The organism is Deinococcus sp. Leaf326, assembly GCF_001424185.1.
In the GTDB taxonomy this organism is placed as follows: Bacteria; Deinococcota; Deinococci; order Deinococcales; family Deinococcaceae; genus Deinococcus.
In genome coordinates this window covers 183,114-198,915 of record NZ_LMOM01000032.1, presented here as the reverse complement: position 1 = coordinate 198,915, position 15,802 = coordinate 183,114, and the positions used below count along the sequence as shown (strand labels likewise).

Here is a 15,802-nt window from a genome sequence, read left to right as displayed (position 1 = left end):
AAACACGCGCTGAACAACCTCTCGCTCGTGGCCCGCGCCGAGCTCGCGCCGCTCGGGATCACGGTCGGCGTGGTCTACCCCGGCATGACTGACACTGAGTTTGGGCACAACTCGGTCGGAGCCGCGCCCGAGCGTGCCGCCGGCTACCGCCAGGGTGACTCGGCGCAGTCGGTGGCCGAGCTCGTGCTGCGGGCGGTCACGACCGGGGAGGCCGAGGTCTTCGCCCCCAGCGTCCAGGCCCGCGTGAACGCCGCTCAGCGCTCGTAGAAGGGGGGCGGTTCGGTGCCCAGGGCACGCAGGTACACGTAGCCCTGGCCCCGGTGGTGAATCTCGTTGTCCACCGCGTAGATGGCCGCCGCCCAGCCCGGCATCTCGCCCCAGGGCAATGCGGACATCCGGCTGAAGGTCGCCGGATCGATCTGCCCGAACTCGGCCTCGATCCGCGCGCTCAGCGCGTCCCAGGCGCCCAGCAGTTCGGACTGGGTACGGGGAGCGGTGGCCCAGTCGGGTTCCTTCCATTCGCCGGTCAGCAGCCCGTCCAGGGTCATCGCGCTGACGAAATGCAGTTCGCCGCCCATCTCGCCGAAGGTCCGCATGGGGGGCGCGGCGCTGAAGGTAAAGAGCTGATCCTCGGGAAAGGCGGCGATGACCCGGCGGGTCAGGCGACGGTGTCCGAGCCAGTGGTCCTGGAATCCGGCGAACGTGATGGCGGCGGGCACTTCTCTGGTTTGCGTAGTCATGGGGTTTCCTCCGCCCACAACGTAATGCGCGTTCCCGTCAGAACCTGTCGTATTTGTGTGGCAAGCTGGGCGCATGTACGACCCGTCCATGCGCGTGCTGTCTGTGCTGGAGCTGCTCCAGTCGCGCGAGAGCGTGACCGGCGCCGAACTGAGCCGGGTGCTAGAGGTCAGCCCACGCAGCGTCCAGCGCTACGTGGCGCGCCTTCAGGACCTGGGGATTCCGGTCGAGGGCCGGCGGGGGGTGGGGGGCGCGTATCGCCTGCGTCCCGGCTTCCGGCTGCCGCCCCTGATGTTCAGCGGCGAGGAGGCCCTGAGCCTGTCGCTCGGGCTGCTGGCGCTGGGACACCTGGGCCTGCGCGATCTCGCCCCGGCGGCCGATCTCGCGGCGGCCAAGCTGGCGCGCACGCTGCCCGACACCCTGCGGGAGGAGGTGCGGGCGCTGCGCCAGGCCGTGCAGCTCGACGCCGCGCCCTGGGTCGTGACGGTCGAGGCCACGCACATGGGCACCCTCCTGACGGCGATGCGCCAGGGCCGGCAGATCGAGTTCAGCTACCGCTCGGGCCGGGGCGAGGGCAGCGTGCGGCGGGCCGACCTGTACCGCGCCGTGCACTTCGACGGCCGCTGGTACGCGGTCGGGCACTGCCATCTGCGCGGCGAGCGCCGGTCCTTCCGGCTCGACCGCATGGCCGGGGTGCGGGTGCTGGACGACACCTTTACCCCGCCCGCCGACTTCGACGCCGTGGCGTGGCTGCGCGCCTCGCTGCCGGCCCCAGCTCAGGCCCAGGGGGTCAGCGTCTGGCTGGGTGCTCCGCCCGAGAGCCTGCGGGCCCAGCTCTCGGGCTGGGGCACCGAACTTCTGCCCGAGGGCGGCGGCTCGCGCCTGCGGGGTCAGCGCGACCACCTCGACGCCTTCGCCGGCTTCCTGCTGGGTCTGGGCTGCGAGATCCGGGTGGACGGCCCGCCCGAACTGCTGCGGGCCGTCGAGCGCGTCGCGGCCCGTGCTCAGGCGGTCCTGGCCCCACCGGTCCAGACCGCCTGAAGGGGAGGGTCCGGTCAGGGAATCAGGCGGTCGCGGCGCAGCTGCTCGAACAGGTCGAAAAACGACTCCTCGGTGTTCTGGTACACCGAAAAGCCCAGGGCGCGGCTGCGGGACATGTCAGTCATCACCTCGATGGGGCGACTCAGGTCGAGGTCGGTGTGCCACGCCGAGGCGAGGCGGTTCAGGTCCGGCTCGGCCAGTCCATGCTGCGCCGCCAGAGCGGCCCATGCCGGCCCCTGCCCGGCCAGCTCAGCTTCCAGCGTATGCACCACGCCGCCGAACCCGGCCGCCTCGACGCCGAACCAGTCGGCGATCCGCCCCCACAGGCGGCTCCAACGGAACACGTCGCCGTTGACCACGTTGAAGGCCTGGTCATGCGCGGCGGGCGTCTCGGCCGCCCACACGAGCTGCTCGGCCAGCACACGGGCATCGGTCACGTCCGACAGGCCCGACCACTGGGCGCCCGACCCCGGCCACCGGAAGGGCTGCCCCGAGGCGCGGCACAGCGAGGCGTAGACGGCCAGGGTGGTCCCCAGGTTCATGGCGTTGCCCACCGCCTTCCCGATGAGGGTGTGGGGCCGGTGGACACTCCAGGTGAAGCCGTCCCGCGCGGCGCCGACGTAGACCTCGTCCTCCTGGGCGTAGTAAAAGTTGGGCAGGTCCAGGCGCGGCTGGTCCTCACGCAGAGGCGTGACCGGCAAGCTCTCGCCCTGGGCATAGGCGTCGAACGGCCCCAGGTAGTGCTTGAGGCCCGTGACGAGCGCGACATGCTGTACCGATCCCTGGGGCCGCACGGCGTCGAGCAGGTTGCGGACCATCGCGCTGTTTACATCGATATTCAGCGCCTCGGTCTCCTGGCGCAACCACGAGGTGAAAAAGACGTGGGTGGGCCGCACCCCCGCGAGCGCCGGACCCAGGGTACGGGGGTCGAGCAGGTCGGCGGCGACCGGCAACAGGCCCGGAATATCCTGTGCAGGCTTCCGGGCGAGGCCGTAGACGGTCCAGCCGCGTTCCGTCAGCAGCTGGGCCAGCGTGCGGCCCGAAAGACCGGTGGACCCCACGATGAGGGCAGTACGTGAAGCGGGGTCGTCGGACATCCGGGCAGTGTAGGGACCGGAGACTGATGGGCGCGGCGATCTAAAGCGTTGGCCGGCGCCCCGGGCCTTTATGAGCGCCTTCCCAGCCCAGGCTTACTGCGTACCGGCCGCGCGACCCACGACCGCGTAGAGCGGATCGCCGCTCAGGCGCCCGGCGCGGCGGGGACTGCGGTCGAGGGTCTGGATTCCGGTGAAGTTGCCTGCCTGCCGCAGGAACTCCGCGACGAGTGCGAGATGCCCGGCGTCGTCGAGTTCGTGCCAGACCCGCACGGCCTTGGTCGGAAAGCAGCGGTTGGAGAAGGTGATGACCACCGGCGCGCCGGGCCGCAGCACCCGGCCGACCTCGCGCAGCACCTCGGCCGGCCGGGTGAGATAGTCCACCGACACGCACAGGCCGCAGCCGTCGAAACTGGTGTCCGGGTAGGGCAACTGCGCGTCTGCGTTCAGGTTCTGCACCGCGTAGCCGCTCAGGCGCGGGTTGGCGGCGAGTTCCCGGTGGTTCATGCCCAGGCCCTCCACCCGGCCGTACTCGACCTCGGGCGGCAGATGGCTGACCCAGGAACTCATGAGGTCGAGCAGGTCGCCGCCTGCCGGAAAATATTCACGGTACAGCTCCGTGACGGCGGCAATCGCCCCGTCGTCGATATGGGTCACGAAGCGGGGCTGGGCGTAGAAGGCCTCGTCGGGCGTCTCGTCCACGCGGCGAAAGGCGTGGGCCGGAAGGTCGCTGGTCATGGGGCATGGTCGCGCGGCGATCGAGCCCAGACCGCGAGTGCCCCCGCAATGTGTGGAAAGGCCCCTGGGGAGGGCCAACGCGCCGGCCCCGGCCTAGCCGATCTGCTCGGCCCCGAAGACCCGCCCCGGCGCGGCATACTCGTCGCGCGCGGCCACGAGCTGGATCTCGCGGGTGCCGAGGCGGTGGGTCAGCTCTAGCAGGGCGTACAGGGCACTCATCGAGAGTGACAGGGCGCGGGCCACGTCGCCCCCGGAGCGCAGGTACTGGCCGAAGAACAGCGCGGCAATAGCGTCTCCGGTGCCGTTGCGCGGCGGGTCGAGGTCGATGAGCGGCGTGCGGCACAGCCACGCGCCCTCACCCGTGACGGCCAACGTCTCGATCACGCCCTCCGGCGCGTCCTGCCGCACGAGGCTGGTCACGACCACAATGCGCGGCCCACCGGGGTTGAGGCGATCACGCAGCGCGCGCGCCGCCTCCAGGGCGTGCTCCAGCGTGTCCACCTTCCGGCCGGTGAGCAGTTCGAGTTCGAACTGGTTGGGCGTGACGATATCGGCCGCCGGAATCGCCTGCGCGCCAATCAGTTCGGGCAGTTCGGGACGCACGAACACGCCGCGCCCCACGTCGCCCATCACGGGGTCGCAGCAGTACAGCGCGCCGGGGCTGGCCTGCCGCACGCGGGCGACGGCCGCGACGACGGCGGCGACCGTACCCTCGGACCCCATGTAGCCGCTCAGAACACCGTCACAGCTCGGCAGGGCGCCGCGCGCCTCGATACCGTCGAGGAGCTCGGCCACGAGTTCGGGGGCGAACACCGTCCCGGTCCAGGCGCCGTAGCCGGTGTGGTTGGAAAACTGCACCGTATTCACGGCCCAGACCTCGATCCCCAGGCACTGCAACGGGAACATGGCGGCGGCGTTGCCGACGTGGCCGTAGCTGACCCACGACTGGATGCTCAGGAGATTCAGGGGCAGAGAGGCGGAAGCGACCATGCGCCCAAGGATAGGCCCCCGGCGGGCCGTGCGGGAGACACGGTTCGCCGGGGGCTCAGGAAGGAGGGGCAGGCGCGGACGGGAAACAGGGTGATGGTCCCCCGGCCCCCGAGGCCGTCTCAGTTCGCGGGCGCCAGCCGGAAGTCGCGGAAGGTCAGAGTGTAGGCGTCGCCCGCCTGCCCCGACGCGCCCAGAATCTGCAGTTGCGCGCTGGGGTTCGTGACCGGCGAGGTGAAGGTGTAGATGTAGGGCTGAGCCGTCGGCGTCAGGTCGGCACTGGCATCCAGGTAACGGGCGTAGCTGCCCCCCTGCTCACCCACAACCACGCCCACCTTGCGGGGGCTGTCGGCCCGGCCGGTGAAGGTCAGGGTGTACTTCCGGCCGGCGACCAGGGCCACGTTTACCTGGTTGAGCTGCACGTGCCAGTTGTTGGCCGGGTCCACGTGCGCGACCTTGAGAGAAACGGCGCCGTCCTGAACACTGGGAGTCAGGCCGCTCGTGCCGTTTTCCCACACCGACCAGTAGGCGCTGCCCGCCACACCGGGAATGCCGGCGTCACCCGTCACGGCCGGCGAGAAGGCCGCGTTGTACAGCAGGTTGCCGTCGGCCGCCGGGGGCCGCGCGCCGGCCACCTCGCCCACCGCGCGCACCGACACGTTGTCGAGCCAGACCGTGTTGATGCCCGCGTTGCCGAGGTTGAACTCCAGGCGCGCCGCCGCGTCGGTGATGCCCTTCATATCGAAGGCCAGGGTCACACGCTTCTTCTCGGTGCCCAGCGCCACCGTCTGCTCGCCCGAGTAGGCCGCGAAGCCCCGGTCCTGGCCGCCGCCGACCTTGACCATCATGGAGCGTGGCGCGCTGGCCCAGGCGTCGAAGCTGACCTCATACTTCTTGCCCGCCTCGACGTTCAGACCGTCCTGGCGCAACTGCACGGCGTAGTTCACGCCGCCCGCGTTGGTGATGTCTGCCCTCAGCGCCCGGCCCTGCGCCGCGTCGCTACTCAGGGTCACGGCACCGTCGCTCTTGTACAGCGTCCAGTAGGCCGACTGCGGTACGCCGTCGAGGTGCGTGGCGTCGGCGGTGACGCGCGGGTCGCTATCTAGCCACTCGAAGGACTCGTTGTACACGAGGTTGCCGTCCGGCTGCGCAGCACGGGCCGGGACCGGCGTCCAGGGAAAGCGCGTCTCGGAACGCGGGCTGGGGCTGGCCGTCTCGCCGGGCATGGCCCAGACGCGCACGTAGTCCACCCGCATCTCGGCCGTGTCGGGGGTCGTGGCGTCGGGGTTGCCGTCGAAATTTCCCCCTACCGCGAGGTTGAGCAGCAGGTGGAACGGCCGGTCGAAGGGTGCGGGCCAGGGGTACAGGTCGGCGTCGCCGGCGGGCGGGGCCCCCTTCGCGCTCCACCAGCTCGTCTTCGTCTGGGTGACCTGACCGTCGACCAGCCACTTCAGGACGCCGGGCGTCCACTCCAGGGTGTAGGTGTGCCACTCGTCCGCCGCGCCCCCGTTCGGGTAGTCGACGGTCGTGCCCGAATAGACGTTGTTGGGCCACTGCCCGCCGTAGTGGATGGTGTGCGCCACGTTGTTGGGCTTGCTGCCCCAACCCTCGGCGATGTCGATTTCACCGCTGGCCGCCCAGAGGCCGTAGGGACTGGGGTCTTCGGGCAGCATCCAGATGGCAGGCCACATGCCCTTGCCGCGCGGAAACTTGGCGCGGATCTCGAATTTGCCGTAGGCGCGGCTGAACTTGCCGGCCGTGCGCAGCCGCGCCGAGGTCCAGGGAAAGGTTGCGGTGACGTTGCCCGCCGGGCCGCTGTAGCTCTCGCGGCGCGCGGTGATGACCAGTTCGCCGTTCTCGACCCGCACGTTCTCGGGGCGGCCGGTGTAGTACTCCAGCTCGTTGTTGCCCCAGCCAGCCACGTACTCGGTGCCCGACATGATGCCGTTGCCGATCTGGGGGGTCCACTTGGCTGCGTCCAGACCGGTTCCACTGAATTCGTCGCTCCAGACGGTCTGGGCGGTGGGCGAGGTCTGGGCCGTGCAGGCACTCAGGAGCAGGGCGCCCAGCAGGCTGGCGCAGAGCAGCGTTTTCATCGGTGGTCCTCCGGAAGTGGGTGAGAAATGCGGGAAGAGAACGCCGAAGGGGCGACCAGGCGCCCCTCCGTCGTGACCGGTCCGGCCGGGGTCAGCGGCCGCCCAGGAAACCCTGGTACCAGCGGGCGCTGTCTTTCAGGACACGTTCCTGGGTCGCGTAGTCCACGTACACCAGCCCGAAACGCTTCTCGTAGCCCCAGGCCCACTCGAAGTTGTCCATCAGGCTCCAGGCAAAGTAGCCGCGCAGGTCCACTCCGGCGTGCACGGCGTCCAGCAGGGCCGCGAGGTGGGTCTGGAGGTAGGCGACGCGCTCCGGGTCATGCACCGCGCCGTTCTCCAGGCGGTCGGCGTAGGCCGAGCCGTTCTCGGTGATCATCAGCGGGGGCAGGTTGGGGTAATCGGCCTTGAGCCGGACGAGCAGGTCGGTCAGGCCCTGCGGGTAGACCTCCCAGCCCATGTCGGTCACGGGAGCGCCTTCGGGGACGGCGCTGCCCTGCGCGCCCACCACGCCGCGCGAGTAGTAGTTCACGCCCATGAAATCGCAGGCGGCGCCGATGGTCTCCAGGTCGCCGGGCTGCACCTCGGGGGCGTCGTCCCCAGCCTCGTCGAACACGTCCTGCGGGTACTCGCCGCGCAGCAGGGGGTCGAGGAACAGGCGGTTGGCCATCCCGTCGGCCAGGCGCGCGGCCCGCACGTCGGCCGGGTTGGTACTCAGGGGGGTCTGGGGCGTAAGGTTCAGCACGATGCCCACCTGCGACTCCGGCGCGTGACGGCGGATCTCAGGCACCGCTAGGCCGTGCCCCAGCAGCAGCCCGTGGGCCGCGGCCAGCGCGAGGCGGCGGTCGTGCAGGCCCGGCGCGTGCTCGCCGATGAGGTAGCTCAGGATGCTGCTGCACCACGGCTCGTTCAGGGTGGCGTAGCTGCGGACGCGGTCGCCCAGGCGCTCGGCCATGATCCCGGCGTACTCGGCGAAGCGGTGGGCGGTGTCGCGGTTGACCCAGCCGCCCGCGTCCTGGAGGGCCTGCGGCAGGTCCCAGTGGTACAGCGTGACGTGCGGCTCGACCCCGCGCGCCATCAGGCCGTCGGTCAGGCGGTCGTAGAAGTCCAGGCCCGCCGTGAGCGCCGGCCCGCTGCCCGTGGGCTGGATACGCGGCCACGCCACGCTGAAGCGGTAGGCGTCCACCCCCAGGCCAGCGATCAGGTCGAGGTCTTCTTCCCAGCGGTGGTAGTGGTCACAGGCCACGTCGCCGTTGCTGCCGTCGCGGATGCGCCCGGTCTCGCGGCAGAACGTGTCCCAGATGCTCGGGCCGCGTCCGTCCTCGGAGGTCGCGCCCTCGATCTGGAAGGACGACGTGGCGACCCCGAAGGTGAATCCCTGCGGAAAATCGCGCCGGGTCAGGCGGCTGGCGGCCTCGGCAGTGAGGGGACCGGTGGGCGTGGTCAGGGTGGTCATGGTGGGGCTCCTTGCAAGGGCGTTCGGGTTGGGGACGTAGTGGGGCGGTGGGACCAGCCTCCCAGAGACGGGCAGGAGGCGCGGCAAAGTTCGAGCGAGAGGAAGACCGGGGGGCAGGGGCGCGATCCGTCCGGAAGCGGGGCTCAGCCCTTGGTAGCTCCGGCGGTCAGGCCCTCGATAAGCTGGCGCGAGGCGATGGCGAACAGGATGAGCAGCGGCACCACGGTCAGGGCCACGCCGCACATCAGGGCGCCCCAGTCGGTGTTGGCGATGCCCTGAAGGGTGCGCAGGGCCAGCGGCGCCGTGTAGGTCTCGGCCGAGCGGAAGATGATGAGCGGCCCCAGAAAGCCGTTCCACGACTGCACGAAGGTCACGAGACCCAGGGTCGCCATCGCCGGGCCGGTGAGCGGCACGATGATCTTGCGGAAGATGCCGAACTCGGTCGCGCCGTCGATGCGCGCGGCCTCGACGAGTTCACGCGGAATGGCCGAGCCGATGTACTGGCGCATCAGGAAGATGCCGAACGCACTCGCCATCCCCGGAATCCACAGGGCGCGCGGCGTGTCGATCCAGCCCAGGGCCTGCATGATCAGCGCGAAGGGCACGATGTTCAGGGTGCCCGGAACGAGCATGGTGGCGAGCAGCAGCCCGAACAGCACGTCGCGGCCCTTGAAGGCGTACATGGCGAAGGCGTAGCCCGCCAGCGTGCAGAAGAACAGCGTGGTCGCCGTGGTGATGACCGCCAGATACAGGCTGTTCCAGAGGTTGCGCCAGAAGGGCACGCGCTCCATCAGGCTCTGATAGTTGGTCTCCAGGTTGTTGCCGAACCACGTGGGCGGCGGCAGCTGGAAGATCTCGGTGCGGCTGTGCGTAGCGAACACGAACATGAAGTAGAAGGGCGCGATGGTGAGCAGGGCGCCCAGGGCGATGATGAGGTAGGCGGCGAAGCGGGGCAGGCCCGGCAGGAAACCGCGCGCCTGGGTGGGCCGCGCCTGTTCGGGCTGCCCGGCAGAGGGGGAAACGGTCGTCATCTCAGTCCTTCCCGGCCATGCCACTGCGGCCGAACAGACGATTGTTCACCAGCGTCAGCGCGCCGATCACCAGGAACAGCAGCCACGACATCGCCGCCGCCACGCCCGCGTCGGAGTAGCTCGCGTAGGTGCGGTACATGTACATGATGGTGGTCAGGCCCGCCTGGCCCGCGCCGCCCCCGCCGTTGGTCAGGATGAACGGTTCCTCGAACAGTTGCAGCCCGCCGATGAGGCTCAGGGTCACGGCCACGAACATGATCGGGCGCAGAAGCGGCAACGTGATGTAGCGGAAGCTCTGCCAGCCGGTCGCGCCGTCCACCGAGGCCGCCTCGTACAGCTCCTTGGGAATCGCCTGGAGGCCCGACAGATACAGCAGCATGTTCCAGCCGGTGTAGCGCCAGATCACGACCAGGGCAATGGACGGCTGCACGTATTCCTTCTGGCCCAGCCAGTTGATCTTCTCGGCCGGAAACAGCCCGCCGATCAGAGGAACGTTGTGCAGGGCGTTCAGCGCCGCGTTGATGACCCCGTACTGCCACGAGAACAGCGTGAAGAAGATCACCGAGATCGCCACGATGGACGTGATGTACGGCAGGAAGTACACGGCCGTCACGAGGTTCTGGAGCTTCTTGAGACCGCCGTACACGGCGAAGGCCAGCGGAATCGCCAGCAGGTGCTGCGGCAGGCCCGAGAGCACAGCCAGGATACCGGTGTTCTTCAGCGACAGCCAGAAGGTCGGGTCAGTGAGGTTATCGGTGTAGTTCCGGAACCCCACGAACTTCATGTCCCCCAGGCCGGTGCCGGGCTGCCATTCCTGGAACGACAGGTAGGCATTGAACAGGATCGGAAACAGCCCGAAGATGAAGAACAGGACGAAAAAGGGACTGATGAAGATGTACGGCGCGTACCGCCGCTGGAACTCGGTCCAGCCGCCCGCACGTCGCGGCGGCCGGGAGCCGGAACTGGATTTCGGACTTGCGAGCATGTGTCTCCCCTGCGCGGCCTATGCCCTGCGCCGGAACAAAAAAGGGGCGCCGGGAGAAGAGGCCGGAGCGAACGTCGCCCCACCTCCCCCCGGCGCCCCGGCCGGGCTCAGCGCGCGCGGCGGGCGATCAGGCGACCGGCTTCGGTCAGGGCCGTGTTGACGTCCTTGCTGCCATCGAGCACGGTCGCCAGCGAGTCGTTCACGATCTGCTCGGCGATGGGGTCGAGGCGGTTGACATCGAGCGGCTGAATCTTGAGGGCCGCCTGGCGCCACTGGACGCGGGCCTTCTGGCCGCCGAGGTATGGCACGCCCTCATTGAAGATGGCGTCGTTGGCGGCCGAGCGCAGCGCGGGGAAGGCGCCGGTCGTCTTGAACGCGAGCACCTGCTGGGCCGAGTTGGTCGTGAGGTACTTGATGAGGTTCCAGGCTTCGGTCTTGTTGTTGCTCTGCTGGGGGATAGAGTAGAAGGAGCCGCCCCAGCTCGCGAACGTGCCGCCGGGCAGGTTCTGCGAGGCCCACTTGCCGCTGAAGTCCTTGGCGAGCCAGTTCTGCATGTGGCCCACGAGCCACGCGCCCGAGAACTCGGTGGCGAGGTTGCCCTTCTGGAAGGCGGTCGTCCAGTCAGGCGAGAAGGCCGAGCCGGCGCGGGCGTCGAGCTTGGCGTCGCGGATCTGCTTGGCGACCGTGAAGGCGCGCACGAACCGGGCGTTGTCGGGACCGACGAGCACCTTGCCGGTCTTGTCGAAGTACAGGCCCTCGCCCGACTTCAGGCCGGTGCGCAGGATGATCTGCGCGGCTTCGCCGGCGTCGGGGATCAGGAAGCTGCCGGGGTTGGCGGCGACGACCTTCTTGCCATTGGCGATGTAGCTCTCCCAGCTCTGGTTCATGGAGGTGGCGCTGACGCCGGCCTTCTTGAGCATGTCGGAGCGGTAGAACATGGCGCCGGGGCCGATGTCGGTGGGCATGGCGACCATGCGCCCGTCCTGGGTCATGGCCTGCGGGTAGGTGAAGGCCACGAACTGCGAGCGGTACTGCGAGGCGTTGTAGGGCGCCTTGGCAATGTCCACCAGGCCGTTGCCCTCGGCGAACTTGGCGATGTAGCCGAAGTCCACGGCCTCGACGTCGTTGGCGCCCTTGCCGGTCGAGAGCGCGGTGGTCAGCGCGGTGTGGTGGTCGGCGTAGGCCAGCGAGTTCACCTTGACCGTCACGTTCGGGTACAGCTTGTAGAAGCCCGGCAGCGCCGCCTTGACCACGCTGTCGAGGTCGGGGAAGACGCCGATGGTGATGGTCTTCTTGGTCTGGGCCGAGGCGGTGGGGAGCGCGGCGGCCGTAACGAGCGCGAGAGACACCATGAGCAGTTTACGCATAGGGGACATCCTCCAGATTCGGGAGCGGGAAGGGCCAGGTAAACAGGCGGCCGGGCGAGGACCAACCGGAAGACCGGCGGCCAGGACAGAAGCACACAGACTCGGACGTCTGCGCGGCGGAACACTTGGGTTGAGCTTAGGGAGAGCTTAAGACGTCTTGAAAGCGTTGTCAAGAACGTCTTTCACGCTGCGGGACGCCTGAAACGTTCCAGATCGTCTTAGCGTCAGAAGACAGTCAGGTCATTTACCCAAAAGTGTCGTCTCAGGGCGAAAAGAACGTTCTTTCAAGGCGAAGTTTGTGTCGAGGCGACGCGACAGAAAAGAGCGGTCCGGGCTGCACAGGCACCGGACCGCTGTGAAACGGGTTTCACGGACGCCGGGACGCCACCGACTCGCGCAGTTGCAGCTCCAGGCGCGGCGTGAAGGGCGGCACGGCCTCCCCCACCAGCTGTCCCAGCACGAAGCGGGCGAGCCACTGGCCCATCTCCTCCATCGGCTGGCGAACCGAGGTGAGGGGCGGCGTGGTGTAGCACGACCCCGGCAGGTCGTCGAACCCCACGAGCGACACGTCCTCGGGCACGCGGATGCCCAGGCGGTACAGCGCCAGCCGCGCCCCGTAGGCCATCTGGTCGTTCGCGCAGAACGCGGCCGTGATGTCGGGGTGCGCCGCGAGGAGCCGCTGCATCCCGATCAAACCCGAAGGCTCGCGGAAGTCACCCTGCACCACCAGCGACGGCACGTAGGCCACGCTGCGCGACTCCAACGCCTCGCGGTAGCCGTCCAGCCGCTCCTGCGCGTCTTCCTGGTCGGCCAGACCCATGATGTGCCCGATGACGCGGTGGCCGCGGTCGAGCAGGTGCGTGACGAGATCACGTGATGCCTGCCGGTTGTTCAGGGCGATGCTGGCTCCGCCAAATTCGCTCAGGTCGAGCGGCCGGCCCAGCACCGCCACGGGCAGGCGCGCGGCGAGGTCGCGCAGTTCCTGGTCCGGCAACTGGCCGCCCAGCACGATGAGGGCCTCGACCCGGCGCGCGAGGAGGAGCTCGACTGCATGTTCCTCTTCATGGGTCCGCCAATGCCCGCTGATGATGATGGGCGAGTAGCCACTGCCCATCAGCCCGCGCTCAATGCCGCTCAGGGCGTCGTTGTAGAAGGGACTGGCGATGTCCTGGGTGAGGACCCCGATGCTTCCCGATGCTCCAGTCGCCAGTCCACGCGCGAAGGCGTTGGGTCGGTAGCCCAGCAGGTCGATGGCACGGCGCACCGACAGTTCCTTGTCGCCCTTCACGCGCGCGGTACCGTTCAGGATGCGCGAGACGGTGCTGGGGGACACCCCGGCCTCGCGGGCCACTTCTGCCAGGGTGACATTGCGGATCATGCCCGGAGTATAGCCTTGAAAGCGGTTTCAAAGGTGAAATGCCGTCTGGGTACGTCGTCTGGTCTGGGGATGAGATCCAGCCACCCAACGACAGGTTCTCCCGCGCTTGGTCCCGTTTGGCACCACGCCGCTGTGGTTCATAAGCGTGGCTGCCGCTGCCGAACAATGGCTCCAGCCCGAACATATTCCGAGGCGAACTGGACTGCGGCAGAAACACCGCAGCCCAGCCTCGCCCATCACCGTCTCAGCGCCAGCTCGACAGGTCGCCCGGCAGGTGGGCCGTCTCGTTGAAGGTGTCCAGACTGACGCGACCGCCACCGAAGGTCAGGCGGGTCAGGCTACCGTTCTTCACGCGCCAGTTGAGCTTCAGGGCGGCCGTATCGGGGGCGTCCAGACTCAGGGCGACCGCCAGCCCGGTCACGCCACCACTCGTGAAGACCACGGCCGTACTGCCGGAGGGCAAGGCCAGCACGTCCGCGAAGGCCGCGCGCACCCGGGACCGGAACTCGGGCCAGCCCTCGACGCCGGGGTGGGTCACGTCGCCCAGGCGCCACGCCTCCGCCAGGGTTTCGAGCACGCCCTGAAAGGCGCGGTTGCGGCCCGGACCACCTTCGGCCCGCCGCGCCTCGAAGGCGCCCACCTGCGCGGCGAAGTCGGCGTTCCGGGCCGCGTACAGCGGAGCCAGGAGGCGAACCAGACCGTCACCGTCGTACTCGGCCAGTCGGGGGTCCTCCTGGGGGCCGGGCCAGTCGCCGCCCGCCGCCCCGGCAGCCAGCAGGGCCGTGCGGCGCTGGCGCACGAGCGGCCCGTGCAGGACATGGGTAGGCACGGTACCCAGGGCCGCCAGCCCTTCGCCCACCGCGCGGGCCTGCGCCTCGCCCAGCGCCGACAGGCGGTCCGTATCGGCTTCGAAGGGGGTCGCCTGCCCGTGCCTGACCAGAATCAGTTCACTCATCGGTCGGCTGGAAGGCGGCCTCGCCTCCCGCATCCGCAGCAATGCGGCGCCACGCCTCGCCGATGAGCCACTTCGCCTGGGCCGCCAGCGGAGCGAACCGGGGGTCCGTGGTCTGACCAGCGCGGTAGCGCGCGAAAATCTGGAGGACGATGACCGCGAGCTTGAAGTGCCCGAGCACCTCGTACCACGCCACGTTGCTCACGTCGCGCCCACTGCGCCCGGCATAGCGCGCCAGAAATTCCTCGCGGGTCAGGAAGCCCTGGTCGCTGGCGGCGGCGCCCACGCGGCTGCGCGCCCCGCCGGGCTGCTCGGGCATCGTCCAGTAGGTCAGGCTCAGGCCCAGGTCGGCCAGGGGGTCGCCCACCGTGGTCATCTCCCAGTCGAGCAGGGCCGTGACGTGCGCCGGGTCGGTTTCGGCGAACATCAGGTTGTCGAGCTTGAAGTCGTTGTGCACCAGCGTGTGCGCGCTCTCGGGCGGCGTATGGGCCTCGAGCCACGCGATGACCAGTTCGTCGCGCAGCTCGGCGGGCGGGGGCAGGTCGCCCGAGCCTTGCAGCAGGTCGCGTGCGCGCCGCCAACGCCCGGCCCAGCCCGACACCTGCCGGGTATTGAACCCCTCGGGGCGGCCGAGCTCGCTAAGTCCCGCTGCCGAGATGTCCACGGCGTGCAGGGCGGCGAGCGTATCCACGAGCGCCTCCGAGAGCTGTCGGGGGGCGTCCGGATTCGCCGCGTAGGCGTCCGGCAGCCGCGACCGCACGACCACGCCCCGGCGCCGCTCCATGAGATAGAAAGGGGCGCCCAGCACCGCTTCATCCTCGACGAGCAGCGCAGGCCTGGGCGCAGCCGGGAACACCGGGCTGACCCGCTCCAGCAGCCGGAACTCGCGCGCCATGTCGTGCGCTCCCTTGGCAACCGGCCCCAGCGGCGCGCGGCGCAGGACATACTCGTGGTCGCCCGCCCGCAGCAGGTAGGTCAGGTTGGAAAACCCGCCCGGGAACTGCCGCACCTCCAGCGCGGCCACGTCCCCGGCGACCTGGCCGCGCAGGGCGTCGCGCAGGCGGTCGAGCGGCAGCTCCTCGCCGGCCCGCACGGGAGCGGTGTCCTGGGGCTGACTCACCCCTGCTCACCCGGAGCAGCGGCAGAGACAGGTGCAGCGCCAGCAGGAGCCGTCCCGTGCCCCGCGAGGAGTGCCATCGCCTTGAGGCGCAGCCGGCGCATCTTACCGATCCAGCCGTCGTAGTCGTTCGCCTTGTTCTGGAACGAGACCAGCGTGGTCGGGTGCGTGGTGACCAGAAAGCCGTCGCGGCGCAGCACCTCCAGCGTCTTCTCGACGAGTTCGTCGGTGCTGATGGCGGTCTGCTGCAGGATCGGCGCGTTCTGGATCATCGGGGTCCAGACGCCCTCGGGGCACAGGCACGACACCCGGATGCCCCGGTCGCCGTAGGTCACGGCCAGCCACTCGGCAAAGGCCAGGGCCGCGTGCTTGGTCACGGCGTAGGGAGCCGAGTGCAGTTCGGTGAGCAGGCCCGCCGCCGACGCCGTGTTCAGCAGGTGACCCTCGCCACGCTCCAGCATGTGCGGCAGCAGGTGGCGCGCGGCCCAGACGTGGCTCATCACGTTGACGCGGTGGATCAGGTCCCAGGTCTTGTCGGGCGTCTCCGGCCCTTCCCCGACCGCGATTCCGGCGTTGGAGCAGAACAGGTCAATGTGGCCTTCCTTGGCCAACACGTCGTCGATCAGTCCCTTGACGCCCTCTTCCTGTCCGATGTCGGCGGCCACGAAACGCGCGCCCATCTCGGTGGCCTTCTGCGCGCCCGCGTCGGCGTTGCGGTCAGAGGCGATCACGGTCGCCCCCTCTGCCACGAACCGGGTCGCCAGCGCCAGTCCGATGCCCGAGGCCGCTCCCGTCACGACGATCACTTTGCCGTTGAATTCCATA

At 69.3% G+C, this 15,802-nt stretch carries 14 protein-coding genes and 1 pseudogene; 2 read left to right on the top strand and 13 right to left on the bottom strand.

Features of this window, described 5'->3' with window-relative positions:
* Positions 1-6: 6 nt before the first annotated feature.
* A pseudogene (locus ASF71_RS11615) lies at positions 7-267 on the top strand (SDR family NAD(P)-dependent oxidoreductase); the annotation flags it as partial.
* On the opposite strand, the gene ASF71_RS11610 reads toward ASF71_RS11615, so the two are convergent.
* Positions 255-740 carry a DinB family protein gene (locus tag ASF71_RS11610; RefSeq protein WP_056299902.1) on the bottom strand — a complete coding sequence of 162 codons (486 nt, stop codon included), beginning with the start codon at positions 738-740 and terminating at the stop codon, positions 255-257. The pseudogene ASF71_RS11615 and the gene ASF71_RS11610 sit on opposite strands and share 13 nt — an antisense overlap.
* Before the next feature lie 73 nt (positions 741-813).
* Between ASF71_RS11610 and ASF71_RS11605 the strand changes: the two genes are divergently transcribed.
* Positions 814-1,779: a YafY family protein gene (locus tag ASF71_RS11605; RefSeq protein WP_056299900.1), complete on the top strand. Its 966-nt coding sequence runs from the start codon at positions 814-816 to the stop codon at positions 1,777-1,779.
* A gap of 14 nt (positions 1,780-1,793) precedes the next feature.
* Here ASF71_RS11605 and ASF71_RS11600 read toward each other — a convergent pair whose 3' ends face one another.
* The 12 genes from ASF71_RS11600 to ASF71_RS11545 form a co-directional block, all read right to left on the bottom strand.
* The gene (locus ASF71_RS11600) at positions 1,794-2,876 is read right to left on the bottom strand and encodes an SDR family oxidoreductase (RefSeq protein WP_056299897.1); all 1,083 of its coding nucleotides are present in this window, start codon (positions 2,874-2,876) and stop codon (positions 1,794-1,796) included.
* 93 nt (positions 2,877-2,969) lie between these two features.
* The gene (locus ASF71_RS11595) at positions 2,970-3,611 is read right to left on the bottom strand and encodes a class I SAM-dependent methyltransferase (protein ID WP_082505954.1); all 642 of its coding nucleotides are present in this window, start codon (positions 3,609-3,611) and stop codon (positions 2,970-2,972) included.
* 93 nt (positions 3,612-3,704) lie between these two features.
* On the bottom strand, positions 3,705-4,601 hold the full coding sequence (gene pdxY, locus ASF71_RS11590) for a pyridoxal kinase (protein WP_056299894.1): 897 nt from the start codon (positions 4,599-4,601) through the stop codon (positions 3,705-3,707).
* 119 nt (positions 4,602-4,720) lie between these two features.
* Positions 4,721-6,694, bottom strand: a complete 1,974-nt coding sequence (locus ASF71_RS11585) for a carbohydrate binding domain-containing protein (protein WP_056299892.1) — start codon at positions 6,692-6,694, stop codon at positions 4,721-4,723.
* Between the two features lie 91 nt (positions 6,695-6,785).
* Positions 6,786-8,147, bottom strand: coding sequence for a GH1 family beta-glucosidase (locus tag ASF71_RS11580; RefSeq protein WP_056299889.1), 1,362 nt, complete (start codon positions 8,145-8,147; stop codon positions 6,786-6,788).
* Positions 8,148-8,290: 143 nt separating this feature from the next.
* On the bottom strand, positions 8,291-9,178 hold the full coding sequence (locus ASF71_RS11575) for a carbohydrate ABC transporter permease (protein ID WP_056299886.1): 888 nt from the start codon (positions 9,176-9,178) through the stop codon (positions 8,291-8,293).
* A 1-nt stretch (position 9,179) separates the two neighbouring features.
* A complete protein-coding gene (locus ASF71_RS11570) occupies positions 9,180-10,163 on the bottom strand; it encodes a carbohydrate ABC transporter permease (protein WP_056299884.1) in 984 nt (327 codons plus the stop codon).
* A 107-nt stretch (positions 10,164-10,270) separates the two neighbouring features.
* A complete protein-coding gene (locus ASF71_RS11565) occupies positions 10,271-11,530 on the bottom strand; it encodes an ABC transporter substrate-binding protein (protein WP_056299881.1) in 1,260 nt (419 codons plus the stop codon).
* 367 nt (positions 11,531-11,897) lie between these two features.
* Positions 11,898-12,908 carry a LacI family DNA-binding transcriptional regulator gene (locus tag ASF71_RS11560; RefSeq protein ID WP_056299876.1) on the bottom strand — a complete coding sequence of 337 codons (1,011 nt, stop codon included), beginning with the start codon at positions 12,906-12,908 and terminating at the stop codon, positions 11,898-11,900.
* Positions 12,909-13,152: 244 nt separating this feature from the next.
* Positions 13,153-13,863, bottom strand: coding sequence for a histidine phosphatase family protein (locus tag ASF71_RS11555; RefSeq protein WP_056299874.1), 711 nt, complete (start codon positions 13,861-13,863; stop codon positions 13,153-13,155).
* Positions 13,856-14,980 (bottom strand): phosphotransferase family protein, encoded by a 1,125-nt coding sequence (locus ASF71_RS11550; protein ID WP_056299872.1) that lies wholly within the window; start codon positions 14,978-14,980, stop codon positions 13,856-13,858. The genes ASF71_RS11555 and ASF71_RS11550 overlap by 8 nt, the downstream gene beginning before the upstream one ends.
* A complete protein-coding gene (locus tag ASF71_RS11545; protein WP_056299869.1) occupies positions 14,977-15,801 on the bottom strand; it encodes an SDR family oxidoreductase in 825 nt (274 codons plus the stop codon). The genes ASF71_RS11550 and ASF71_RS11545 overlap by 4 nt, the downstream gene beginning before the upstream one ends.
* Position 15,802 lies beyond the last annotated feature (1 nt).